The organism is Heterorhizobium halophytocola (assembly GCF_017873095.1).
Classification (GTDB): domain Bacteria; phylum Pseudomonadota; class Alphaproteobacteria; order Rhizobiales; family Rhizobiaceae; genus Allorhizobium; species Allorhizobium halophytocola.
In genome coordinates, this window is record NZ_JAGGJU010000006.1 from 307,959 (window position 1) to 331,008 (window position 23,050).

The window sequence follows — 23,050 nt, forward strand, 5'->3', positions numbered from 1 at the left end:
CATGACCTTCGCATGCTGTTCCAAAAGCCCTTTGCCCATCACGGCCCGCGCACTGCCGATAGACGGCATTTGAGCGATCGCCTTAAACCGATGCATGCATATGCGCGCGATACTGCCGCGGCCCAAGGAGTCTGAAATGCCATCACTTGTCATCACCGCGCTGGTCGCCAGCTTTACCTTCGTCCGCCTGCTCAAGGGACCGTGGATGCGCAATCCGCAATATCTGGCGGCCGCGATGATCGGCTCGATGATAGTTGTGATCGCCGGCGACGGCCTCGATCCCGGCATCGGCGACGATTTCATCATGGGCAATCTGCTGGCGCTTGGCGGCAGCGCCGCCGGCATCTTCCTGATGGGCCGCGTCATCGCCTGAGCCGGCGCCCCGCGGTCGGTGCCGCAGCGCAAGGAGCCATAGATCATTCCGTGGATCCGCCTCCACCCACACGCCCTGCGCGCCCGCCGCGGCGGGCCGGGCGGCCGTCGCCGGTGCCGCCTGATGCGACAGGGGTCGTCGCCTGGCCACCCTCGGCCGGCTTGTAGTCGCGGTAGCTCATGATCCATTTTCCGCAGTTCTCGTCGGTGCCGTTCAGCACATTGGCGGCGCGAACGGCTTCCATCTCCTGCGGGCGGCAGGGGTTCATTATCGCGCTCGTCATGCCGGCGCCGATGACCATCGGGATGAAGCCGGCATTGATGCCGTGGCGATGCGGCAGTCCGAAGGAGATGTTGGAAAGGCCGCAGGTCGTGTTGACCTTCAGCTCCTCGCGCAGGCGCCGCAGCAGGGCGAAGACCTGCAGGCCGGCCGAACCGACGGCGCCGATCGGCATGACCAGCGGATCGACGACGATATCGTGCGGCTTGATGCCGTAATCGGCGGCGCGTTCGACGATCTTCTTCGCCACGGCAAAGCGCACGTCGGGGTCCTGGCTGATGCCGGTCTCGTCGTTGGAAATGGCCACCACCGGCACGTCGTATTTCTTGCAGAGCGGCAGGATCGCCTCGAGCTTTTCTTCCTCGCCGGTGACCGAGTTGACCAGCGGCCGGCCCTTGGCGACCTGCAGCGCCGCCTCGATGGCAGCCGAGACCGAGCTGTCGATCGAGAGCGGCACATCGACGAGGCCCTGGACGATTTCGAGCGTCCTGACCAGCAGGGCCGGTTCTGTTTCGTTCGGATTGACCGAGGTCACCCCGGCATTGACATCCAGCATGGTCGCCCCGGCCGCGACCTGCGCCAGCGCATCTTGGATGACGGTGTCGAAATTGCCGGCAATCATCTCGGCTGCAAGCTTCTTGCGGCCGGTCGGGTTGATCCGTTCGCCAATGACGCAGAACGGCTGGTCGAAGCCGATGACGACTTCTCGGCTGGCGGATGCGACGATCGTGCGGGTCATGTCTCTTGCGTCTCCGTCGTGAAACTGCGGGTGAGCCTTGCCTTGGGCATTTCGGGGCGAAATCCGGGTCTGCCGCCTGCATCAGGCGGCGCGACGGAATCAGGCCGGGTCGCGGCCGCCTGCCTGGACCAGCGCCACGAGGCGGGCCTTGTCATAGCCGGATTCGAGATCGGCGGCGGCCATGTCGGCCTCTGTCTCCAGATCGTCGCCAACCGGATGCGGATCGCCCTTGCGCCAGTCGGCCAGATAGTCGTCGGTGCCGGCAGCACCCGAGCGCATGGCGCACATGTCGATCGCTTCGGTGAAGCGGAGCGAAAGCTCCCGCTTGGCCGATCTGCGACCCTGCTTGACGATGACCTGGGCGGGGATGTCCCGCCAGTAGACGATGATCCTGTCGGCCATGCATGCTCCTCCTCGAGCCGTCAGAATGCACGCAGCCGCAGGGCCGGACTGCGCTTTCGACGACGCGGCAGAGGTTGAAAAACGACGCGCGCGCGAATTACCAGACGCCGCGCGTCAGGCCATGCCAGAGCCAGGTCCAGATCGGCGGCGGGAAACAGAGCCCCGACGGGCCCTCGGGCGTTGCCGGGCGAAGCGTGCCGGCAAGCGCATCCTCGACCGATTGCAGCACGGCCGGCAGGGCGGCGGCACTGACCACCAGCGGATAGGTGGAGATGAAATCGCCTCTGGCCGGCTTCGTGCGCACGTCGTGCAGCGTCGCGCCGGTGTCCGTCCCGGCATCGACCAGATGAAGGGTGGCGCCGAAATTGCCGGCGTCGCCGCGCACCAGCGACCAGTAGGCGCCCATCTGGCCGCGATAGGCCGGGTTGATGCCGGCATGCAGGTTGATCACCGGGCAGGATACCGAGGACAGCGTCTGCCGCGACATGATCCGTGTGCTGACCAGAAGGACGACCGCCGGCTGCAGCCGGGCGACCAGCGCCTGGCAGGCGGGATCGTTGATCGAGGGCAGGGGATGGACCGGCGTGGCGGCAGGCAGGGTAGGCTCAAGGCCGGTGGTGGCGATGATCTCAGCGCTGCGCCCGGCTGCCAGCTTGCGCAACAGGCGGGCCGCGATCATCGTGGCCAACTGGCCGGACGCCTGCAGATGGCCGAAGCGGCGGGCGCGGCGGCGATAGATCACCGACTTCGGCTCGGCTGCCTCCATCGCGACCTGGACGTCGGAAAACCGGCGCGACAGCGCGTTCACCACCAAGGACGGGATCGGCCCGCCGGCGGTCATGACCAGGATCGTGGAAGTCTTCGGTTCGGTATCGGGCACGGGACGCCATCAGACGACGAGGAAAAGCAGGACGCCCGCCGTATAGACCACGAATGCGGCGAGCGCGATAGCGGCAAGGCCGAGCACGCAGCCGACGATAACGCCGAGCCCGTCGCGCTCGGAATGGGTGAAGCCGACCACCGCCAGTGCCAGGGCCGGGAACCAGTTGCCGAGCGGGATCGGCAGGAAGACGACGACTGCCAGAACCAGCGCATAGGCGCCGATCAGGCGTTCCGACAAGCGCGTTTCGAGGAACCAGAAGCGCGGCACGACGAGCCGCTCGACCCGTTCGAGCCAGGGCAGCAGGCGTTCGACGATCGCCTCGAAGGTCTTGCGGCTGATCGCGTAGTCGCCGATGCGGCGCGGCAGCAGCACCCGGTGGTGGCGCGACATCATCATCTGCCAGGCGACGAAGATCAGCGGCAGGCCGAGAAGGAAGGTAGCGCCGGGCGGCAGCGGCACGAGATTGGGCAGGCAGAAGACAAACAGGAAGGCGCCGAAGGAGCGGTCTTCGAGTTCCGCCGCCAGCGCCCGCACGGTGATCCGGTCATCGGCATGGCCCGCCATGCGGCGCAGAAGCTGCGAGAGATGCTCCGGCGCCGGCTTGTCTCCGGCTCTGGAAAACAATCCCGGTATGGTCTCCACTCCGTCGGTCATCGGCCCACTCCACCCTGCCAGTCGCGATTCCCACGATGCTGGCAAAGCCGTGTTACAGGCAGATTAAACGAGAGCCTGAAGGCTCGGCAATTCGACGATATGCTGAACAGCTTGTTAAGGACTGACTTACGCGCATTGCCCGACCGGGGCGTTGCTGCAACGCGGCAAGCGCAAGGCCGTGGAAGACAGAGGGCCTTGGCGGTCAGGGGGTCGCGGCAGCGGCCAGCTCGGACCTGAGATCGCCATAGCCGGTGAAGCGGTATTCGTAGCCAAGACCCAGCCGTTCCGCCGCGGCCATCGCTCTTTGCTGCAGCCCGGGGTCATCGGTCTGCGCCAGATAGACGAGCTTGGTGTAATGGCCGAAATAGCTGTCGCGCAATTGCGGGTAGCGGTCGAGGCCGAGCGGCTCGATGACGAAGGCGTCGAACTGGCGGGCGAGGAAATCGGTAAGGTAGAAGGCGGTGATGTCGTCGTCGTAGCGTTCGGCGAAGGCCGCATTGCCGGTGAAGAAGGAATAGCAATGCGGCCCTTCGAGGCGGCGGACATTTTCACGCGCACAGAGACGGTCCAGCATGCCGCCGGTGCCGCAATCGGCGTAGCCAATGAAAATATCCTCTATGCCCTCGGCCCGCGCCGCAGCGATCGCCTTTTCGAGCCCGGGGACAATTTTTTCCGGATGCGCATGCCAGATTGCCGGCAGGCATTCCAGCTCGATATGCCCCAATCTGTCGACCTCCAGCACCGCCAGGATCTCTTTTGCGATTGCACCGCAAGCGAGCACGCGAACTTTTTTCGCCATAATGCGTTCTCATTCTGAAATGCTTGATTCAGTCAGCCAACAACGGAGTTATATCATGCATACTGCACGCAAATTTGCCCTCGCCGCCGCCATCCTCGCCTCGATTTCGGCCCTGTCCAGCTGTGGCAACACGATCCGCGGCGTCGGTCGTGACACGGCCAATGCGGTGGATGCAACCCAGTCGGCTGGCCGCGACGTGGACCGCGCCGCTTCGCGCTAAGACAGGAACGGGCGCAGAACCTTGCCGGCATGATCCTTCGGCAAGGTTCTGCGAACGCTCGAAACACCACTGCCGCCTGTTGCGCCAACCGATGTCGGGCTCAAAACGACATCTGATTGTAGCAGTCGCAGTGCAAGACGTCAGTCATCGAGAGGGATTACGGGAATGACCTTGACCACCGTCGCCAAATGCTCCGCCATCTACATGCTCGCCGTCATTCTGGCGGGAATGTCCTTTGCCGTGTTGCAGTCGCCGAATGCCGACAAGGCACCCGTGCTCACCGCGTCTTTGAACTGAGACCCGGACAAAACCGCCTCAAGCGCCAGACCGGGCAGCGGATATACCACCCGGCCGCCGGATGACGGCGAACACCATGCTCAGACACCGGCCGCCAGACTGTTGTGCTTACGGGCGATGAAATCCTTGGCCGTCTCGACCGCCACCGCCGCATCGCGGCAATAGGCGTCAGCACCGACCGCCTTGCCGAACTCCTCGTTCAGCGGCGCGCCGCCGACCAGCACGATATAGTCGTCGCGAATTCCCTTTTCCTTCATCGTATCGATCACCACCTTCATATAGGGCATGGTGGTCGTCAGCAGCGCCGACATGCCGATGATATCCGGCTGCTCGCGCTCGATCGCGTCCAGATAGTTCTCGACCGGATTGTTGATGCCGAGGTCGATGACGTCGAAGCCCGCGCCTTCCATCATCATACCGACGAGGTTCTTGCCGATGTCGTGAATGTCGCCCTTGACGGTGCCGATCACCAGCTTGCCCTGCTTGGGCGCACCGGTCGCGGCCAGCAGCGGCCGCAGGATCGTCATGCCGGCCTTCATCGCATTGGCCGACAGCAGCACTTCCGGCACGAAGAGAATGCCGTCTCGGAAGTCGATGCCGACGATGCGCATGCCTTCGACAAGCGCCTTGGTCAGGACGTCGTACGGCACCCAGCCGCGATCGAGCAGGATCTGCGTCGCCTCCTCGATTTCCTCCTTCAGGCCGTCGTAAAGGTCGTCGTGCATCTGCTGCACGAGTTCGTCGTCGGAAAGTTCGGAGAGGATGATGTCGTCGTCTGCCATGGCGCAAGCCTTCCCTCTTGAGGAGCACAGAATCTTCGGGACGATATCGGATCCTCCCAAACCCAGAGTAAAACGACAAGGTGGCAAAATCTTTATTTGATTACGACGTCGCAACGGACGAAAAACGACTAGATTCAAGGCCTGTTTTCGGCCGGTTATGTCCGTGCGACAGCAGCGTTTGGCGCAATGAGGAATGTTTCCAGTCCCGATTGCGATAGCATAGGGGTTATGGAGAAGACGCCCCCGGGCGTGAAGGCGAGGAAGCGACATGGACGACAAGACGCAGGTCACCGAAGAGGGCGGCAGCCGCAGGGCCAGAGGCGAGGGCAGGGGGGCTGCCGCCCGCCGGGCCTCCCGATCGGGCACGGGCGCACCGCCGTCGCTGCCCTATATCCAGCGCAGGATCGGCTCCTACGAGGTGCTGGACGAAGAGGGCCTTGCGATCATCGAAGGCAATGCCGACACGGTGCTGGAGGAAATCGGCATCGAGTTTCGCGACGACGCGGAAGCCCTGCAGATGTGGAAAGAGGCCGGCGCCGACGTCAAGGGACAGCGGGTCCATTTCCCCAGGGGCCTTTGCCGCGCGCTGTTGAAGACCGCTCCGTCGGAATTCACCTGGCATGCCCGCAATCCCGAGCGCAGCGCCCGGATCGGCGGTGATGCCACCGTCTTCGTTCCCGTCTACGGACCGCCCTTCGTGCGCGACCTCGACGGCAACCGCCGCTATGCGACGATCGAGGACTTCCAGAATTTCGTCAAGCTCGCCTATATGGCACCGTCGATGCACGCCTCGGGCGGCACGATCTGCGAACCGGTCGACGTGCCGGTCAACAAGCGCCATCTCGACATGGTCTATGCCCATATCAAATATTCCGACAAGCCGTTCATGGGTTCGGTCACCGCGCCCGAGCGGGCGGAGGATTCGGTGGCAATGGCCAAGATCGTCTTCGGCGACGACTTCGTCGAGAACAACACCGTGCTGTGCAACCTGATCAATGCCAATTCGCCGATGGTCTTCGACGAGACCATGCTCGGCGCGCTAAAGGTCTATGCACGGCACAACCAGGCCTGCGTCGTCTCGCCCTTCATCCTGTCGGGGGCGATGAGCCCGGTAACCGTCGCCGGCACGCTGACCCAGATCCTGGCCGAAGTCCTGGCCGGTGCCTCGTTCACCCAGCTGGTGCGCAAGGGCGCGCCGGTGCTGTTCGGCACCTTTGCCGCCTCGATCTCGATGCAGTCGGGTGCACCGACCTTCGGCACGCCGGAGCCGGCGCTCGTCTCCTATGGCGCGGCCCAGCTAGCACGGCGCATGGGGCTGCCGTTCCGCACCGGCGGGTCGCTCTGCGCCTCCAAGGTGCCGGACGCGCAGGCAGCGCACGAAAGCGCCAACACGCTCAACATGACGCTGCTGGCCGGCACCAATTTCGTGCTGCACTCGGCCGGCTGGCTGGAGGGCGGGCTGGTTGCCTGCTTTGAGAAATTCATGATCGACCAGGACCAGCTCGGCATGATGCAGAAGATGGCGCAGGGCGTCGACCTGACCGAAAGCGGGCAGGCGATGGACGCGATCCGGGAGGTCGGGCCCGGCCAGCACTATCTCGGCTGCGCCCATACCCAGGCGAATTTCCAGAGCGCCTTCTACCGCTCGGCGCTGGCTGACAACAACTCGTTCGAGCAGTGGGAGATCGAGGGGCGCCGGCGGATCGAGGACCGCGCCAATACGCTCTGCCGTCAATGGCTGGAGGCCTATCAGCCGCCCGCGATCGATCCGGCGATAGACGAGGCGCTGCTCGCCTATATCGCCGGGCGCAAGGACAGCATGGCCGACGCCTTCACTTGAAAGGTTCCCGACGCCAGGGAGCAAGGCGGGGCCGCCAGGGTGGCCGACATGATCCAGGAGGCCGTCTGGCGGCCGCATTACAAGCCGGGGCGGGACGCATGAGCAAGACCGCGCCCGCAATCGGCCGGCTGCATGCCGCCCTTGCGCCGCACGGTCTGCTGGTGCTCGGGATTGCCGCCTTCGCCGGGTCTGACGGCCCGCGGCTGGCGGATGGGAACACGGCTGGAAGCGTGGCGCTGATCGGCAATGCCGGCGGGTCCTACTGGGCGGAATTCTGCCGCTGGCGGGAGAGCCGCGCGGATCGGAAAAGTGACGGCACCGATCCGCTCGACAGCTGGTCGAAGGCGATGATCGGGCCGATCGCCGCGAGTTTCGGCGCCACCGCCTATTTCCCTTCCGATCCGCCCTACCAGCCGTTCCAGCGCTGGGCGATGCAGGCCGAGGGCCTGCGGGCCGGGCCGCTCGGTCTGCTGATGCATCCGCGGCATGGGCCCTGGCAGAGCTATCGCGGGGCGCTCGGCTTTGCCGGGCAGCTGGAGCCACAAGCGTCCGCCGTTGTCAGCCATCCCTGTGACCATTGCCCGGAAAAACCCTGCATCTTGGCGTGCCCGCCGAAGGCTGTCGGCAGCGCCGGAATGGATGTGCCGGCGTGCAGGCAGCATCTGGCAAGCGACGCCGGCAAGGCCGGCTGCAGGATCAGCGGATGCCGCGCCCGCAATGCCTGTCCGGTCGGAGCGGGCTTTCGCTATAGTCAGGACCAGCAACGGTTTCACATGGACGCCTTGACCGGATAAGGCCCGCAGCCGCGAAAGGGCCGCGGTTTTGCGCCATGACCAAACTTGCCGGTGCCTTGACATTAGCGCCGTGCAAGCCACTTCAAGCTCCGGACCGCTCGTTTCGTTCCGGTCCCGCCGCATTATCGCATAGACGCTGGAAGACCCGATCGCCTTGTTCAGAAAATCCTTCCATCCGCTTTCAAAAACCTGGCTCGCCCGTCTGCCGCTGTATTTGCTGGCCGGGCTTGCGGGCGCCGGTGCGGCCAAGGCCGGCGACGACGCCTCCTGCCGACAGGTCGATCGGGACGAGGCGCGGTTTACCGTCTGCAGTGTCGATCCGGGCAAGGACCAGATCCGGCTCTTCAACAAGGGGCCGGACGGAAATCCCTATCGCAGCTTCAGCCGGCTGGCGCAGACCCTCTGGGGCACCCGCGAGGTTCTGGATTTCGCCGTCAATGGCGGGATGTACGAGGAGGATCTCGGCCCGGTCGGGCTCTATGTCGAATACGGGATCGAGCGGCATCGCGCCAACCGGCGGGACGGCTACGGCAATTTCCACCTGAAGCCGAACGGCGTGTTTGCGGTGGCGGGCGGCAAGGCGGTGGTTGCGGAAACCGGTGCCTATCTCGCCTCGGGCTTCAAGGCCGACTATGCGACGCAATCCGGGCCGATGCTGGTGATCGAGGGCAAGATCCATCCGCGTTTCAAGGCCGACAGCGACAGCCTGAAGATCCGCAATGGCGTCGGCGTCGATGCCGCGGGGCAAGTACATCTCGTCCTGTCGGAACGGCCGATCCGGTTCTACGACTTCGCCACCTATTTTCGCGACGACCTCGAATGCCCGAACGCGCTGTTTCTCGACGGCTCGATCTCGAGCCTCTACGCGCCGTCGCTCGATCGCCATGACGGCTGGTTTCCGCTGGGGCCGATCATCGGCGTTGTGCGGCATCTGCCGGACTGAAGACGCGGCTCGGATCGCCGACAGCCTGTCTCTCAGACGGGCGCCTTGGGGAAGGCGCGTTCCATGCCGCCCGAGCGCGTGAGACCCTCGCGAAAGGCGGCAAAGGCCGGATGCTGGCTCGACCGCCCGACTTCCGCCAGGCGGATCTGCAGGCGGTCCGGGGCCTGGGTGCCGACCCATTCGCCGGTCTTTTCGAGCTTTAGCGAATTCAGGAATTTCGCCTCGGATTGCCGGTCAAGGAAGAGATGCAGCCCTTCGAGGAAATTGTCGTCCTGTCCCGGATTCTGGAACAGAAGTTCCAGATAGGACTGATCCTCGCCGCTAAGGCTTGCAAGTTTCTGGGACACGGTTTCCCGGTCCGGAAAGGGGATTTGCGTGGCCGACATTGGCGTCCTCCTCATGACGATTCGCTCAGGGACCCCTGCATAATGTGATTTGGCACCGGAGGGAACGCCGTAGAGCCTGCAAATGCGGCCCCGGCCGTCAGCCGCGGCGGCGCGGGCGGCGCTCGCGGCCCGCCGCTTGCGACGATTCGGTCGCGGTCTTGTTGCGCAGCGGCCCGATGCGATCGACGATGGTCTCGATCGTCGGGCGCGGTCCCGGCGTATAGCCATCGAGCGCCGAGCGCATGGCTGCCAGATGCTCGCACGATGTGCCGCAGCAGCCGCCGATGATCTTCGCCCCGGCATCGCGGGCCAGCCGCGCATAGTCGGCCATCAGCGGCGGGGTGCCGGAATAGTGGATCTCGGCACCGCGATATTCGGGAATGCCGCAATTGCCCTTGACGATCACCGTCGCATCGGGGTCCGCCTCTGTCATGTCGAGCAGGCTTGCCAGGATATCCGAGGCGCCGACGCCGCAATTGGCGCCGACCGCGGTCGGGCCGCTGCCGATATCGGGTGCGACGCCGTGGATGTCCTTCGGATCGAGGCCCATCATCGTCTTGCCGGCGGTGTCGAAGGAGCCGGTATAGGTATAGGGCATGCCGACCTTGACGGCGGCTTCGGCGGCGGCGCGGATCTCGTCGGGTGCCGACATGGTCTCGATCCAGGCGATGTCGGCGCCGCCGGCCTTCAGGCCCTCGATCTGCTCGACAAAGGCCTCCACCGCATCCGCATAGGTGAGGGCGCCGAGCGGCTGCAGCAGTTCGCCGGTCGGGCCGACCGAGCCGCCGACGATGACCTTGCGTGGCGCCTTGTCGGCAACCGCGCGGGCGATCTCGGCCGCCTTCCTGTTGAGCGCGAAGACACGGTCGTCGGCCTTGTGCAGCTTCAACCGGTGGCGGGTTCCGCCGAAGGTGTTGGTAAGGATGATGTCGGCGCCGGCATCGACAAAGTCCTGGTGCAGCTTGACGATCTTGTCCGGCTGCTCCTCGTTCCAGAGCTCCGGCGCCTCGCCGGCCTCCAGGCCCTGCTGGAACAGATTGGTGCCGGTGGCGCCGTCGGCCAGCAGCACGCCCTTTTCGGCGATCAGCGCAGTCAGCGGATTGGACGGAACGGACATCGGCAGGCTCCTCTCTCGACAGTCTTTCGAGAAGTAAGGTGCAAGCGCGCGATCGGCAATCTTAAAAGCGACATGCCCGGCCGGTGGAGGACCACCGGCCGGGCATGATTAAGTGTCAAGGCGGCCTGACGGATCAGGCGGCAACCTGGTCGTCGTCGTGGCCGACCGGTGTCACCATGGCCGAGATGATCGTGTGCAGGTCGATCGTGCCAAGAGGACGGCCGTCCTTGCCGGTGACCACGGCCTTGGACTGGCCGGCATCGGTCATGTCCCGGGCAGCCGCCTCGAGCACGGTACCACTCGGCACCTTCATGCCGTCGATCCCTTCCGAGGCCGGTGCCATGATCGTGTCGACCATGATCACCCGTCCGCGGTTCACTTCCTTGACGAAGGCGGAGATGTACTCGTCGGCGGGACGCAGCACGATATCCTGGCCGCTGCCCTGCTGCACCACTTCGCCGTCCCTGAGGATGGCGATCTTGTCGCCGAGGCGAAGCGCCTCGTCGAGGTCGTGGGTGATGAAGCAGACCGTCTTCTTCAGCTCGTCCTGGATGTCCAGCAGAACCGACTGCATGTCGACGCGGATCAGCGGGTCGAGGGCCGAAAAGGCTTCGTCCATCAGCAGGATGTCCGCGTCATTGGCGAGCGCCCGGGCCAGGCCCACGCGCTGCTGCATGCCGCCCGACAGCTGGTTGGGATAGTGCTTTTCGAAGCCGCTGAGGCCGACACGGTCGATCCAGCGCTGCGCCGTCTTTTCGCTGTCCTTGCGCGCTATGCCCTGGATATCCAGGCCATAGACCGTGTTTTCCATCACGGTGCGGTGCGGCAGGAGAGCGAATTTCTGGAACACCATCGCCGTCTTGTGGCGACGGAATTCGCGCAGTTCGTTCTGGCCCATCTTGACGACATCCTCGCCGTCATAGAGCACTTCGCCGGCCGTCGGGTCGATCAGCCGGTTGATGTGCCGGATCAGCGTCGACTTGCCGGAGCCGGACAGGCCCATGACGACGGTGATGCCACCGGCCGGCATGGAGATGTTGATGTCCTTCAGGCCGAGCACGTGGCCGTGCTTCTCGTTCAGTTCGGACTTCGTCATCCCGTCCTTGACGGCGTCGATATAGCGCGTGCCGTCCGGTCCGAAGATCTTGTAGAGCGATTTGATCTCAATGCCGTGACTAGCCATGGACGACCTCCGAATGTTTCTGCAGACGTTTGCCGAATGCCTGACTGGTCCGGTCGAAAATGATCGCAATCGCGACGAGCGCGAAACCGTTCAGGAAACCGACCGTGAAGTACTGGTTGTTGATGGCGAACAGGACGTTCTTGCCGAGACCGCCAACACCGATCATCGAGGCGACGACGACCATGGCGAGCGACATCATGATGGTCTGGTTGATACCGGCCATGATGGTGGGCAGCGCCAGCGGTACCTGGACGTTGAACAGCTTCTGCTGGTTGGACGAGCCGAAGGCGTCCGCGGCTTCGAGAACTTCCTTGTCGACCAGGCGAATGCCCAGATTGGTCAGGCGGATCATCGGCGGAATGGCGTAGATCACCACCGCGATGAGGCCCGGCACCTTGCCGATGCCGAAGATCATCACCACCGGGATCAGATAGACGAAGGTGGGCATGGTCTGCATCACGTCGAGAACGGGATTGATGACCGATTGCGCCCGTTCGGAGCGCGCCATCAAAATGCCGATCGGGATGCCGACGACGATCGCGATGAGGGTACAGACGGTGACCATCGCAAGCGTGGTCATGGTGTCTTCCCACAGTCCGACGAAACCGATCAGCAGCATCGAGATGATCGTGCCGATCGTGACCTTGATGTCGCGGCCGGTGATGTAGACCACCAGTGCGAGGCAGATGAGGAAGATGATCCAGGGACTGTCGGTGAAGAGGTTCTCGAGCCAGTTCAAGAACCATTGGAGCGGTTGCATCGTGGTGTCGATCACGTCGCCATAGGCGCGAACGAAGCTTTTGAAACCCGAGTCAACGGTACGCCGGAAGGTGAGCATGTCGCTCCGACCCAGTTCCGGAAATTGACACAGTATGTCCGGCAGGGCCTTGCAAAGTGTGGACGCCATTCTTTTCCCCTTGTAGCCCCAGATGCCGCGGTGCCCGATAGCACCACGGCAGTTCAAGGGCGTGGCCAATACAGGTTGGCCAGCTGATCTTTTTTGCTTTTGGTCGGCGCTTCGGCCGGCGGAGAAGGGCACGAAGACCGGCAGACATTGTCGCGACAACGTCAATAGTCACAGGACTGTCCCGGTCAGGAGAACCGGACCGGGACAGATCTTGTCATCAGAGGTCAGCCTTGACCTTTTCAGCAACTTCGGGGGAAACCCACTTGGTCCACATGTCCTCGTAGTTCTGGAGGAAGTAGACGGCGGCGTCTTCGCCGGTCGCCTGGTTTTCATCCATCCAGGCGAGAACCTTGCCGACCGTCTGGTTGTCCCAGGCGCGCTTCTCGAGGTAGCCCATGGCGATCGAATTCTCTTCCGAGAACTTCTTGGTCACCACGGTGAACACGTCGGAGGTCGGGTAGGAGTTGACCTTGGGCTCGGGGCAATCCGGAACCGCCGTGCACTTGTCCCACTCGGCCTTGTCGTTCGGCACGCCGAAGCTCAGACGCACCATGTCGTACTTGCCGAGGATCGAGGTCGGTGCCCAGTAGTAGCCGAACCAGCCGGTCTTCTTTTCGAAGGCGTTGGCGATCGAGCCGTCCAAGCCAGCAGCCGAGCCGGTGTCGACGAGGGTGAAGCCCTTGTCCTGGGCGCCGAGGGCCTTGTAGAGATTGGCGGTCGAAATCTGGCAGTTCCACCCCGACGGGCAGTTGTAGACGGCACCCTTGGACGGATCTTCCGGCGCCGGGAAGAGGTCGGGATGCTCGAGCGCGTCCTGTACCGTCTTGATGTCCGGATGCTCGTCGGTGATGAATTTGGGAACCCACCAGCCTTCGACACCGCCGTCGCTCAGGATCTTCGACGCCTGAACCAGACGATCGTCCTTGATGGCTTCGTCGAGCGGCGTGCGTACGGCATTGACCCACAGTTCGGGTGCGATGTCCGGCTCGCCCTTTTCGTTCATCGAGGCGAACGTCGGCATGGTGTCGCCGCTGACGATGTTGATGTCACAGCCGTAGCCGGATTCCAGAATGGCTTTGTCGACATAGGCCGCAACGCTGGCAGAGGCCCAGTTCATTTCGGCAATCGATACCTTGCCGCAGCTGTCGGCCGCCTGGGCCGAATTGGCAAGCGCGTAAGCACCGAGTGCAATAAAGGTGGAAGCGAGAAGCTTCTTCATATGGCTAAGACCTCCCAGTCTCAGGGGATTTTGCAGTGTTCTGGGAAGGAAACGGAAGGTGTACTGCAATCCTTGCGCTCCAGGGTTCTATCGCGGGTGCGGGCATTGGCCTGCGCCGCGCAGATTCGAAGCCGTTGGGCACATAAAAATTCTCCGTGCTGCGATCAATCACGGCACGGGCATGCCCTTAGCGGCACCGACAAGGGTAGAGGGTTTGGAGGCAAAATCAACCGTTTCATGGACATAATGGGGCAGGAATGCCGCATTTGGCCATGCGCATGCGTCGTTTCGGCGCCGCTTAGCGGCATATCGCAGGCAGGGATCAACCCCTTATAAAATCGCGCGTCTGGGGAAGACAGCGCCTGTCGCTATTGCGACGCAACATTTTTTTTGCCCGTACCTGTGGAAACGGCAATATCGGGCGGTTAAACGATAAATTTCGCGCGATCCGCGAGGATCGCACGTTGAACGTCTTACCGACAATAGAGGCGAAGCATCCGCAACATCGACGCCTGGTTCCCGATCATGCGAAAGGGCCCGGCAGCGCCGAGATCAGAACCCGGATCTCAGACAGCGGCGACCACAGCGCGGCGACGCGCATAGGGCTGCCAACGCTCCCAGAGCACGGGCTGGGCTTGGGCGACCTTGCCGCCCCAGGCGAGACGCAGGTTGTTGTGACGGGCAATAATGTAAAGCATTTTGAGCTCCCGATCATCCGATCGACGCAAGTTGTATCTGCGGCGTGGCTTAGGCCTGTTCGCGACCTGCCGATGGCTGTTTCGCGTCATGGAATGTCGCATTTCATCTATCCGCGATCTTTTCTGAACCGGCTGGTAAATAGATGCGTAACGATGCCCGTACCCCGCTGACAAGTGGGGCGAAACCATGGCATTCATGGTGCGAATACGGTGCGTAAGTGCGGGGCGCGAGTGACCAAATCCATCATGCTGCAGGGGACCGGATCGGATGTCGGCAAAACGGTGCTGGTTGCCGGGCTATGCCGGCTGGCAACGCGCCGCGGCCTGAGGGTGCGCCCGTTCAAGCCGCAGAACATGTCGAACAACGCAGCCGTCGCGGCGGACGGCGGCGAACTCGGCCGCGCGCAGTGGCTGCAGGCGCTCGCCTGCAAGGTGCCGGCCTCCGTGCACATGAATCCGGTGCTGCTGAAACCGCAGTCGCAAACCGGCAGCCAGATCGTTGTCCAGGGCCAGGTGATCGGCCAGGCGTCGGGACGCGACTACCAGGCGCTGAAGCCGCAACTGCTGGCGTCGGTGATGGAAAGCTTCGAGCAGATCTCGGCGGAGGCGGATCTGGTGATCGTCGAAGGCGCCGGTTCGCCCGCCGAAATCAACCTGCGTGCCGGCGACATCGCCAATATGGGTTTTGCCACGAGAGCTAACGTTCCGGTGGTGCTGGTCGGCGACATCGACCGCGGCGGCGTCATCGCCTCGCTGGTCGGCACCCATGCCGTGCTGCCGGACGACGACCGCCGGATGATCTCGGGCTACCTGATCAACAAGTTTCGCGGCGACGTCAGCCTGTTCGACAGCGGACTGGAGGCGATCGACCGTTTCACCGGCTGGCCCTGCGTCGGTGTCGTGCCATGGCTGAAAAGCGCCAGACGGCTGCCGGCCGAGGATTCGGTGGCGCTGAAACGGGCCATCATCGAGGAGGGGGAAGGGCTTCTGGTGGCGGTCCCCGTCCTGTCGCGCATCGCCAATTTCGACGACCTGGCACCCTTGCAGGCCGAGCCCGGGGTGAAGGTGGAGTTCATCCATGCCGGCGAGCGCATTCCGGCGGATGCGGCGCTGGTGGTGCTGCCGGGGTCGAAGTCGACGATCGACGACCTTATCGGTCTCAGGGCCAATGACTGGGATCAGCAGATCGCGGCGCATGTCGCGCGCGGCGGCCACGTGATCGGACTTTGCGGCGGCTATCAGATGCTCGGCCGTATGGTGCGCGATCCGCACGGCATCGAGGGGTCCGAGAGCGAGACGGAGGGCCTTTGCCTGCTCGACGTCGAGACGGAGCTTGCCGAGGACAAGACCGTGCGCCTCAGCGAGGCCCGGATGGAGGGGCTGGCCGAGCCGCTCACCGGCTATGAAATTCATCTCGGCGCCACCTTCGGCCCGGCAACGAAACGACCGATGATGACCATAGACGGGCGGCCCGAAGGCGCCGTCTCCGCGGATGGCCGAGTCGCCGGCACCTATCTGCACGGCCTGTTCGAAAACGATGCCTACAGGGCCGAGCTTCTGAACCGCCTCGGCGGCCAGGCAAGCCGGACCAATTACAGGGCGGGCGTCGAGGATGCCCTCGACCAGATCGCCATTGAGCTGGAAGGCTATCTGTCGGCCGCGTGGCTCGCCGATCTGCTGGATACGAAAGGGTAGGGCGCGACGGTCAAGGGCCGGAACGGCGTTCCGGCCCTTGGGGCAAGGTCTCCCGGCTGATCACGCGAATGCCGGTCAGGCGCGGATCTAGCGCTTGGCACTCAGCTGCAACAGCGCGCAGAGCTTTACCAGCTGGCGGTCATAGCCGCCCGCATTGACGGAACCACAGCGCACCAGCAGCTTCTGCCGCTCGTCCTGGCTCATGTTGCGAAAGGCCTGCACCTGCTGCGGCGTCAGGCCCGAACCGCTGCCACCGCCGCTACCGCCGGAGCCGTTGCCGCCGGCGCCGCCGACCCCGACATCGACATCCAGATCGATTCCGCCCGTTCCTCCGATGGTGGCACCGATATCGGCGTTGACGCCGTTTGCGCCGCCGACGGAGCCCGTCACGTCAGCATCCAGGCCATTCCCGCCGTTGACATCGGCGCTGGCGTTGACGCCCCGACTGCCACCAACCGAGGCATCGGCATCAACGCCGCCGTGACTGCCCCCGACATTGGCATCGGCATTCACGCCGCGACTGCCACCGACCGAGGCGCTGGCACCCAGGCCGTCGCGCGTGTCGACACCGGCATTGACGCCGTTTTCGCCACCGATCGACAGGCCGGCGGCGGCCACCGGGCTCGCCAGCAGCGACAGGATACCGATAGAAAGAACCGACATTTCAAAGGGTCTGCGCATGATACTTCCTCCTCTTGATTGCGGCTCGACTTGACGCCGAACACGAAGAGGAAACCCGGCCACTCCAAGTTGCGTTCCGGAAGATCGAATATCGCCCCATCTATCCTTAATACGCTCTTGCACAACCCCAGGGATATGTTTCAAAACGGAATGCATGGCCGAAATCTGGCGCCGCCGTGCTGCTGCGTGGCAAAATCAGCGGCGAGGTGGAGGCGGGAGCGCCGCGCCTGGAGCACCCCTTGCAAACGACAAAGACCCCATCGACTGACGGGGTCTTTATAACAGTCTGGACGTCATCAGGGCTGCAGGCAATAGGTGTCGGTCAGGCGCATTGGGCCTTGCGGCCACCGGCATTGGCGGCAACGGGCAGGGCGGATGCACCACGCTTGTTCGGGCGACCGCGATCCGCCATCGAAATGCGCAAACGCCTTGCGCTGCGGGCACAGGAGACCTCGTCGCCCTGGATGCGGCGGAAGGCGCGGGCACGCTCGTAAGCGGCCAGACCTAAAGCTGCCGAAAGGCATACAAGAGCGCCCGCAAAAACTGCCAGGATTTCCAACAAAAATGTCATCGGCCTTACTCCTTACATCTGGGAAACGCTCCCGCGGGAGAAATGTTCGAATGGTCTGCGCCTCACAGCCATTCGCGCCCCCGGACCATGCAGAGTCGATGTCTAGACAAACAAGATAAGGCTCATTCTGGGCGCGCGCAAGCAGCATACTTCACAATACCGCGAGCAGGACGCCATAACCTGGCTCGACCACTGGTGGAATTAGATTCTACTCAGATATCGCATGCCAGACGTGCATAATTAGCCGTTTATTAAATAACACAACCTTAGTGTCTGTTCAGTCAACGGAGAGACTAAGCATGTCGTTATTCAGTAATTCGGGAAGGTCATCACCCCAAGATGATCTCAAAGCCCTTTCGCAGTCTCAAGCGTTGATCTGGTTCCTGCCGGACGGCACCGTCGTCGATGCGAACGAGAATTTCTGCAAGACCCTCGGCTATGAGCTGAAGGATATCATTGGCAAGCATCACCGGATATTCTGCGAGGATGCGATCACATCCTCGCCGGACTACAAGGAATTCTGGCGTGACCTTGCCAGGGGCATCTTCAAGAGCGGCGAGTTTCGCCGGATCAGCAAGAGCGGCGCCGATGTCTGGATCCAAGCGTCCTACAACCCGGTCAAGAAGGGCGACAAGGTCGTCCGCGTGATGAAGATCGCCAGCGACATCACCAGTGCCAAGATCGCCTCCCTGCATGACGGCAACCGCGTTCGCGCGATCGGCCAGTCGCAGGCGATCATCGAGTTCGAGGTCGATGGCAGGGTGGTGATGGCCAACGAGAATTTCTGCAAGACCATGGGCTATGAGCTGAGCGAGATCACCGGCAAGCATCACAGCATGTTCTGCAAGAAGGACTATACCAGTTCGCCGGAATACACCAAGTTCTGGGAGCGGCTGCGCAGCGGCGAGTTCATCTCCGACAACTTCGTGCGCGTCGGCAAGGGCGGCAAGATGGTCTGGATCCAGGCCGCCTATACCCCGATGTTCAATACCCGCGGCGAGGTCTACAGGGTCATCAAGGTCGCGAGCGATATCACGGCGCGCATGGTGGCCGTCGAACAGATCGGCGAAGCGATCAGCAAGATGGCCGCAGGCGACCTGACCGTCGAGATCACCGGCGAGATCGACCAGGCGCTGGAAAAGACCCGACAGGACTTCAACCAGGCCGCACGGGCGCTGGAGCATACGGTCGAGGCAATCATCCATTCGTCGGATGCGCTGGCCACCAATGCGCAGGTCATCTTCTCCGTCTCCGACCAGATCGCCCGCAATGCCGAACACCAGGCGGCCTCGGTCGAACAGACGGCGGCAGCGCTGGACGAAATCACCGCCAATGTCACGGATGCCAGCCGGCGCGCCGGCGATGCCAGCAACATGGTCGAACAGACGCGCAAGAGCGCCGAGACTTCCGGCAGGATCGTCGCCGATGCGATCGAGGCAATCAACAAGATCGAGGCCTCCTCCGGCCAGATCTCCAACATCATCGGTGTGATCGACGAAATCGCCTTCCAGACGAACCTCCTTGCGCTCAATGCCGGTGTCGAGGCGGCCCGCGCCGGGGACGCCGGCAAGGGCTTTGCTGTCGTCGCCCAGGAAGTGCGCGAACTGGCCCAGCGCTCGGCCAATGCGGCCAAGGAGATCAAGCAGCTGATCCAGGAATCGAGCACGGCCGTGTCGTCGGGTGTCGACCTGGTCCACAAGACCGGCAACGCGCTGCAGACCATTGCCGAGCAGGTCCGCAATGTCGACGAGAACGTCAAGGCGATCTCCGCCGGTGCCGCCGAGCAGGCGACAGGCATCCGCGAGATCAATGTGGCGATCAACACCGTCGACCAGGGCACCCAGAAGACGGCGGCGACCGTCGAGGAAGCCAATGCCGCCTCGCAGAACCTGGCGGACGAGGCCGAGGCGCTGTCGACGCTGATCCGCCGCTTCAAGGTGCGGGCGAAGGCTGCCGGCAGCGCGCAGAATGCACCGCCGGTGCGCCTTGCATCCTGACATCGAAGACACGCAGATCCAGTCAGGGACCCGGCCGCGCGCCGGGTCTTTTGCGTCCAGGCTCCGGCTTGGTCAAGTCAAGATCCAGGTCCAGGGCCGGGCGCGGGCATCCGTCGCTGGATCGCCGCGATCCGGTTGTTGACATCGCCCCACGAAATGGCTGACCCTCGACAGGTTTTCATATTGCCATTTTCCTGAGGTCATTTTGGATTTCGTTACAGAACCCGCCCGCCATGTTCCCGTCATTCACCGCACCGAGGTCCTCGTGGTCGGCTCCGGCCCGGGCGGACTGTCCGCAGCGCTTGCCGCCGCACGGGCCGGCGTCGATGTCTGCCTGGTCGAGCGCTTCGGCTGTTTTGGCGGCAACATCACCGTCGTCGGCGTCGAGGGCTTTGCCTGGTACCGGCACGAGGCGACCGTCGAGGCCGGCGGCATAGGCCGCGAATTCGAGGAGCGGGCTAAGGCCATGGGGGCGGCCGTGCCGGAAAGCCAGAGCCTCAGCTACGAACTCGACAGCGAAGGCTTCAAGCTCGTCGCCGACCGGCTGGTGGAGGCGGAAGCCATCCATGCCATGCTGCACCGCCAGTTCGTCGCACCGGTGACGGACGGCGACCGTATCGCCGGAATCATCGTCGAATCGAAGGCCGGGCGCGAGGCGATCCTGGCAAAGGTCGTCATCGACGCGACCGGCGACGCCGATGTCGCGCATCGGGCCGGCGCGCCGACCTTCAAGACGCCGCCCGAGGAGATGCAGGCAGCCAGCGTGATGTTCCATCTGGCCGGCGTCGACAAGGCCGCCTTCATGGCCGAAGTGCAGGCCGATCCGCAGACCTACAAGGACTGGTCGACCGGCGAATGGAAGGTCGAGACGGATGGCAAGGAGGACGACATGTTCTCCCCGTTCATCAAGAAGCCGTTCCAGAAGGCGCTGGAGGCTGGGCTGATACCGGCGCATCTGAGCACGATCGCCGGCACCTGGGGCGCGCTGCACGACACCGGCGAGCTCACCTATATGAACCTGGTCCATCTGGCCGCCATCGATGGCACCGATCCCGACAGCATGACGGCCGGCGAGATCGAGGGGCGCAGGCAGGCCATGCTCGCGATCGATGCGTTGCGCGCCTATATGCCCGGCTGCAAGGGCGTGCGGCTGCGCAATTTCGGCATGTCGATCGGCATCCGCGACACCCGCAAGATCGACGCCGCCTACAACATGACCGAGACGGATGTGCGCCAGCAGGCCCGCTTCGACGACAGCATCGGCATCTATCCCTAATTCATCGACGGCTACGGCGTGCTGATCATTCCGACGACCGGCCGCTATATGCACATTCCCTACCGGTCGATGTTGCCGGGCAAGGTCAAGGGCCTGCTGGTGGCGGGCCGCGCCATTGGCGGCGACAGGATCGCCCATGCCGCGACCCGCAACATGGCCTGTTGCTCCGTGGCCGGACAGGGAGCAGGGGTGGCGGCGGCCCTCTGCGTCAAGGCCGGGCGCGACGTCGCCGATGCCGACATGGCCGCCGTGCAGGCCGAACTGGCGCGCCAGGACGTGCGCCTGCACTGAGGAAAGCTGCGCCCGACACCGTGCCCGGGCTGAAAAACGCTCAGTTGATCTGCCGGTCGCGCCCTTCCCAGTAAGGCGCGCGCAGGACGCGGCGCATGATCTTGCCGGACGGATTGCGCGGCAGGGAATCGATGAAATCGACCGATTTGGGTGCCTTGAACGCGGCAAGGTTCTGTCTTGCAAAGGCGATGATCGAGGCGGCGTCGATCTGCCGTCCGGGATTGAGGACGACGAGGGCCTTGACCGCTTCGCCCCATTTTCGGTCCGGCACACCGATCACCGCGACATCGGCCACGTCGGGATGACCGAAAATCGCCGATTCGACCTCGGCCGGATAGATGTTCTCACCGCCGGAGACGATCATCTCGCTGATCCGGTCCTGGATGAAGACATAGCCGTCCTCGTCGATATATCCGGCATCGCCGGTCTTGAGCCAGCCGTCCGTCGTCCAGGCTGCCGCCGTCGCCTCGGGCAGGTTCCAGTAGCCCCGGACATTATAGGGCGAGCGGGTCTCGATCTCGCCGATTTCCCGTGTTGTGGCCAGCGCCCCGCCGGCCTTGCGGATACGCAGCTCGACGTTCGGATAGGGCCGTCCGGCCGAGCGCATGCGCGGCGTTCCGGCCGGATCGTGGTCCTCGGGCGGGAGAGTGACGATCGGCCCGGTGGTTTCGGTCAGACCGTAGAGCTGGCAGAAGTCGCAGCCGACGATCTTGATGGCTTGGCGCAAAAGATCGAGCGGAATGGGCGAGGCACCATAGACCAGATGCCTGAGCGAGGAGAAATCCGTCGTCTCGACATCCGGATGGGCCAGCATGAACCGGAGGGCTGCCGGCACGACCAGCAGCTTGGTCACCCGATGACGCGCAATAGCGGCGAGCGCCGCCGAGGGCTCGAACTCCGACAGGATGACGTTCAGCACGCCGAAATAATAGCCCATATAGCCCCAGCCCGTGCCGCTGATATGGGACATCGGCAGCGCCACCAGAGAGACGTCGCCGTCAGCCCATTGCGCCCAGGCCTCGCCGAGCGAGTGCGGCCCGAGGCATGCCCAGTTCAGATTGGCATGGCTGATCTGCGCCCCCTTGGGCCGACCCGCCGTGCCCGAGGTATAGAGCTGCAGGCCGATATCGTCAGGGACAAGTGTCGTCTTCGGGTCATCGGCCGGATGGGCATCGCGCCAGTCTGCAAAGGTCAGCCAGCCGTCCATCGCCCGGTCCATCGCGATCACCGTCTGGGCGATGGCGCCGATCTGCACGACCGTGTCGGCGCAGAAACGGTCGGTAAAGACGATCGGCGCCCGGCAGTCGTTGAGGATATAGCTGAGTTCGGCCACGGCGAGGCGCCAGCTGGCCGGAACGAGAACGACGCCGGCCTTGGCGCAACCGAACAGCAGTTCGTAGTAGGAATCGGAATTCTTGCCGACAAAGACGACCCGGTCGCCCTTGCCAAGCCCATGGGCGATAAGCGCCTGGGCGATGCGGCTGGCGCGCGCATCCAGTTCGCGGTAGCTGGTCGAACGCCCCTCCTGCCAGGTGGCCAGCGCCTCGGGGCGATGTTTCCCATGATAGCGCACCACATCGCCCAGGGTCTGGATGGCGCTGTCGGCCGGGAAAGGCGCGCTTGCCTCGATGACGCCGCTCTTCGGCGAAGTCGGTGAGGGGGACGAGACGGGCATGCAGTCAACTCCATCGGTGAAGTATCGGCGGCACTCATTCCCGCCGTCATTCCGGCATTACGATCCTGAGACGCGCCAATCGGCAAAAGAGGAAGCATGCAATCAATCGACGCTGCGTGGTAACGAGCGTTGTAAGTGGAGAAAATAGGTAGTGCCGCCGAGAGGAATTTCGACGCATGGGCAGGATCGATGCCCAAAAGCGGGGACGATGGTCGCATCCCGGATCCGGGATGCGACGCTTCAGTCTGCGCCCTCTAGTGGATTGATTCCAACGTTTGGTGCCCGCGTTTGACAGCGGCGATTATCTCGTTGGGGTCTGCCTTCCATATGAACGGCTTTGGCTCGGTAT

23 protein-coding genes and 1 pseudogene are annotated in these 23,050 nt (G+C 63.6%); 9 read left to right on the forward strand and 15 right to left on the reverse strand.

The window, feature by feature from the left end; all coding sequences use genetic code 11:
* Positions 1–136 precede the first annotated feature (136 nt).
* A complete protein-coding gene (locus tag J2Z17_RS13145; RefSeq protein WP_209945678.1) occupies positions 137–373 on the forward strand; it encodes a hypothetical protein in 237 nt (78 codons plus the stop codon).
* 43 nt (positions 374–416) lie between these two features.
* Here J2Z17_RS13145 and J2Z17_RS13150 read toward each other — a convergent pair whose 3' ends face one another.
* From J2Z17_RS13150 to J2Z17_RS13170, 5 genes are all read right to left on the reverse strand, one after another.
* Positions 417–1,391: a methyltetrahydrofolate cobalamin methyltransferase gene (locus J2Z17_RS13150; protein ID WP_209945680.1), complete on the reverse strand. Its 975-nt coding sequence runs from the start codon at positions 1,389–1,391 to the stop codon at positions 417–419.
* A 99-nt stretch (positions 1,392–1,490) separates the two neighbouring features.
* Entirely contained in the window at positions 1,491–1,793 is a 303-nt protein-coding gene (locus J2Z17_RS13155; protein WP_209945682.1) for a virulence factor, read from the reverse strand.
* 97 nt (positions 1,794–1,890) lie between these two features.
* Positions 1,891–2,673, reverse strand: a complete 783-nt coding sequence (locus J2Z17_RS13160; protein WP_377300082.1) for a formyl transferase — start codon at positions 2,671–2,673, stop codon at positions 1,891–1,893.
* A 9-nt stretch (positions 2,674–2,682) separates the two neighbouring features.
* Complete coding sequence (locus J2Z17_RS13165) at positions 2,683–3,330, reverse strand: exopolysaccharide biosynthesis protein (protein ID WP_209945684.1); 648 nt, start codon at positions 3,328–3,330, stop codon at positions 2,683–2,685.
* Positions 3,331–3,532: 202 nt separating this feature from the next.
* Positions 3,533–4,129, reverse strand: coding sequence for a DUF1638 domain-containing protein (locus J2Z17_RS13170; RefSeq protein ID WP_209945686.1), 597 nt, complete (start codon positions 4,127–4,129; stop codon positions 3,533–3,535).
* A gap of 55 nt (positions 4,130–4,184) precedes the next feature.
* On the opposite strand from J2Z17_RS13170, the gene J2Z17_RS13175 reads away from it, so the two are divergent.
* Positions 4,185–4,349, forward strand: a complete 165-nt coding sequence (locus tag J2Z17_RS13175) for an entericidin domain-containing protein (RefSeq protein WP_209945688.1) — start codon at positions 4,185–4,187, stop codon at positions 4,347–4,349.
* Positions 4,350–4,514: 165 nt separating this feature from the next.
* Positions 4,515–4,646 carry a hypothetical protein gene (locus tag J2Z17_RS25420; RefSeq protein ID WP_280923365.1) on the forward strand — a complete coding sequence of 44 codons (132 nt, stop codon included), beginning with the start codon at positions 4,515–4,517 and terminating at the stop codon, positions 4,644–4,646.
* Between the two features lie 80 nt (positions 4,647–4,726).
* Here the strand turns inward: J2Z17_RS25420 and J2Z17_RS13180 are convergent, their stop codons facing one another.
* On the reverse strand, positions 4,727–5,428 hold the full coding sequence (locus J2Z17_RS13180; RefSeq protein ID WP_209945690.1) for a corrinoid protein: 702 nt from the start codon (positions 5,426–5,428) through the stop codon (positions 4,727–4,729).
* A gap of 268 nt (positions 5,429–5,696) precedes the next feature.
* Here J2Z17_RS13180 and J2Z17_RS13185 point away from each other — a divergent pair, with 268 nt between their 5' ends.
* The 3 genes from J2Z17_RS13185 (at position 5,697) to J2Z17_RS13195 (ending at position 9,005) form a co-directional block, all read left to right on the forward strand.
* Positions 5,697–7,268, forward strand: coding sequence for a trimethylamine methyltransferase family protein (locus tag J2Z17_RS13185; protein ID WP_209945692.1), 1,572 nt, complete (start codon positions 5,697–5,699; stop codon positions 7,266–7,268).
* Positions 7,269–7,366: 98 nt separating this feature from the next.
* On the forward strand, positions 7,367–8,062 hold the full coding sequence (locus tag J2Z17_RS13190; RefSeq protein WP_209945694.1) for a ferredoxin: 696 nt from the start codon (positions 7,367–7,369) through the stop codon (positions 8,060–8,062).
* 202 nt (positions 8,063–8,264) lie between these two features.
* On the forward strand, positions 8,265–9,005 hold the full coding sequence (locus J2Z17_RS13195; RefSeq protein ID WP_377300087.1) for a phosphodiester glycosidase family protein: 741 nt from the start codon (positions 8,265–8,267) through the stop codon (positions 9,003–9,005).
* Between the two features lie 32 nt (positions 9,006–9,037).
* Here the strand turns inward: J2Z17_RS13195 and J2Z17_RS13200 are convergent, their stop codons facing one another.
* The 6 genes from J2Z17_RS13200 to J2Z17_RS25425 form a co-directional block, all read right to left on the reverse strand.
* The gene (locus tag J2Z17_RS13200; protein WP_209945696.1) at positions 9,038–9,391 is read right to left on the reverse strand and encodes a hypothetical protein; all 354 of its coding nucleotides are present in this window, start codon (positions 9,389–9,391) and stop codon (positions 9,038–9,040) included.
* Between the two features lie 97 nt (positions 9,392–9,488).
* Positions 9,489–10,508, reverse strand: a complete 1,020-nt coding sequence (gene bmt / locus J2Z17_RS13205; RefSeq protein WP_209945699.1) for a betaine--homocysteine S-methyltransferase — start codon at positions 10,506–10,508, stop codon at positions 9,489–9,491.
* Positions 10,509–10,641: 133 nt separating this feature from the next.
* The gene (locus tag J2Z17_RS13210) at positions 10,642–11,691 is read right to left on the reverse strand and encodes a quaternary amine ABC transporter ATP-binding protein (protein WP_209945701.1); all 1,050 of its coding nucleotides are present in this window, start codon (positions 11,689–11,691) and stop codon (positions 10,642–10,644) included.
* Complete coding sequence (locus tag J2Z17_RS13215) at positions 11,684–12,598, reverse strand: ABC transporter permease (RefSeq protein WP_209945703.1); 915 nt, start codon at positions 12,596–12,598, stop codon at positions 11,684–11,686. The genes J2Z17_RS13210 and J2Z17_RS13215 overlap by 8 nt, the downstream gene beginning before the upstream one ends.
* 217 nt (positions 12,599–12,815) lie before the next feature.
* Complete coding sequence (locus J2Z17_RS13220; protein ID WP_209945705.1) at positions 12,816–13,817, reverse strand: ABC transporter substrate-binding protein; 1,002 nt, start codon at positions 13,815–13,817, stop codon at positions 12,816–12,818.
* Positions 13,818–14,383: 566 nt separating this feature from the next.
* Complete coding sequence (locus J2Z17_RS25425; protein ID WP_280923366.1) at positions 14,384–14,515, reverse strand: hypothetical protein; 132 nt, start codon at positions 14,513–14,515, stop codon at positions 14,384–14,386.
* Between the two features lie 231 nt (positions 14,516–14,746).
* On the opposite strand from J2Z17_RS25425, the gene J2Z17_RS13225 reads away from it, so the two are divergent.
* Positions 14,747–16,210, forward strand: coding sequence for a cobyric acid synthase (locus tag J2Z17_RS13225; RefSeq protein ID WP_209945707.1), 1,464 nt, complete (start codon positions 14,747–14,749; stop codon positions 16,208–16,210).
* An 87-nt stretch (positions 16,211–16,297) separates the two neighbouring features.
* Here the strand turns inward: J2Z17_RS13225 and J2Z17_RS13230 are convergent, their stop codons facing one another.
* Together J2Z17_RS13230 and J2Z17_RS13235 are read right to left on the reverse strand one after the other, a co-directional pair.
* A complete protein-coding gene (locus tag J2Z17_RS13230; protein ID WP_209945709.1) occupies positions 16,298–16,891 on the reverse strand; it encodes a hypothetical protein in 594 nt (197 codons plus the stop codon).
* 322 nt (positions 16,892–17,213) lie between these two features.
* Positions 17,214–17,462, reverse strand: a complete 249-nt coding sequence (locus J2Z17_RS13235; protein ID WP_209945711.1) for a hypothetical protein — start codon at positions 17,460–17,462, stop codon at positions 17,214–17,216.
* 299 nt (positions 17,463–17,761) lie between these two features.
* Here J2Z17_RS13235 and J2Z17_RS13240 point away from each other — a divergent pair, with 299 nt between their 5' ends.
* Positions 17,762–19,459 (forward strand): methyl-accepting chemotaxis protein, encoded by a 1,698-nt coding sequence (locus J2Z17_RS13240; protein WP_209945713.1) that lies wholly within the window; start codon positions 17,762–17,764, stop codon positions 19,457–19,459.
* A gap of 205 nt (positions 19,460–19,664) precedes the next feature.
* Positions 19,665–21,026 (forward strand): annotated as a pseudogene (locus J2Z17_RS13245) (FAD-dependent oxidoreductase).
* 40 nt (positions 21,027–21,066) lie between these two features.
* On the opposite strand, the gene J2Z17_RS13255 reads toward J2Z17_RS13245, so the two are convergent.
* Positions 21,067–22,701 carry a fatty acid--CoA ligase gene (locus J2Z17_RS13255; protein WP_209945720.1) on the reverse strand — a complete coding sequence of 545 codons (1,635 nt, stop codon included), beginning with the start codon at positions 22,699–22,701 and terminating at the stop codon, positions 21,067–21,069.
* Between the last annotated feature and the right edge of the window lie 349 nt (positions 22,702–23,050).

Bases quoted from the DNA above. Each gene is read 5' to 3' on its own strand.
- J2Z17_RS25420 (WP_280923365.1), top strand. From the start codon at position 4,515: ATGACCTTGACCACCGTCGCCAAATGCTCCGCCATCTACATGCTCGCC.
- J2Z17_RS13215 (WP_209945703.1), bottom strand. From the start codon at position 12,598: ATGGCGTCCACACTTTGCAAGGCCCTGCCGGACATACTGTGTCAATTT.
- J2Z17_RS13255 (WP_209945720.1), bottom strand. From the start codon at position 22,701: ATGCCCGTCTCGTCCCCCTCACCGACTTCGCCGAAGAGCGGCGTCATC.
- J2Z17_RS13240 (WP_209945713.1), top strand. From the start codon at position 17,762: ATGTCGTTATTCAGTAATTCGGGAAGGTCATCACCCCAAGATGATCTC.
- J2Z17_RS13165 (WP_209945684.1), bottom strand. From the start codon at position 3,330: ATGACCGACGGAGTGGAGACCATACCGGGATTGTTTTCCAGAGCCGGA.
- J2Z17_RS13170 (WP_209945686.1), bottom strand. From the start codon at position 4,129: ATGGCGAAAAAAGTTCGCGTGCTCGCTTGCGGTGCAATCGCAAAAGAG.
- bmt (WP_209945699.1), bottom strand. From the start codon at position 10,508: ATGTCCGTTCCGTCCAATCCGCTGACTGCGCTGATCGCCGAAAAGGGC.
- J2Z17_RS13230 (WP_209945709.1), bottom strand. From the start codon at position 16,891: ATGCGCAGACCCTTTGAAATGTCGGTTCTTTCTATCGGTATCCTGTCG.
- J2Z17_RS13145 (WP_209945678.1), top strand. From the start codon at position 137: ATGCCATCACTTGTCATCACCGCGCTGGTCGCCAGCTTTACCTTCGTC.
- J2Z17_RS13185 (WP_209945692.1), top strand. From the start codon at position 5,697: ATGGACGACAAGACGCAGGTCACCGAAGAGGGCGGCAGCCGCAGGGCC.
- J2Z17_RS13235 (WP_209945711.1), bottom strand. From the start codon at position 17,462: ATGACATTTTTGTTGGAAATCCTGGCAGTTTTTGCGGGCGCTCTTGTA.
- J2Z17_RS13180 (WP_209945690.1), bottom strand. From the start codon at position 5,428: ATGGCAGACGACGACATCATCCTCTCCGAACTTTCCGACGACGAACTC.
- J2Z17_RS13155 (WP_209945682.1), bottom strand. From the start codon at position 1,793: ATGGCCGACAGGATCATCGTCTACTGGCGGGACATCCCCGCCCAGGTC.
- J2Z17_RS13175 (WP_209945688.1), top strand. From the start codon at position 4,185: ATGCATACTGCACGCAAATTTGCCCTCGCCGCCGCCATCCTCGCCTCG.
- J2Z17_RS13190 (WP_209945694.1), top strand. From the start codon at position 7,367: ATGAGCAAGACCGCGCCCGCAATCGGCCGGCTGCATGCCGCCCTTGCG.
- J2Z17_RS13200 (WP_209945696.1), bottom strand. From the start codon at position 9,391: ATGTCGGCCACGCAAATCCCCTTTCCGGACCGGGAAACCGTGTCCCAG.
- J2Z17_RS25425 (WP_280923366.1), bottom strand. From the start codon at position 14,515: ATGCTTTACATTATTGCCCGTCACAACAACCTGCGTCTCGCCTGGGGC.
- J2Z17_RS13210 (WP_209945701.1), bottom strand. From the start codon at position 11,691: ATGGCTAGTCACGGCATTGAGATCAAATCGCTCTACAAGATCTTCGGA.
- J2Z17_RS13150 (WP_209945680.1), bottom strand. From the start codon at position 1,391: ATGACCCGCACGATCGTCGCATCCGCCAGCCGAGAAGTCGTCATCGGC.
- J2Z17_RS13220 (WP_209945705.1), bottom strand. From the start codon at position 13,817: ATGAAGAAGCTTCTCGCTTCCACCTTTATTGCACTCGGTGCTTACGCG.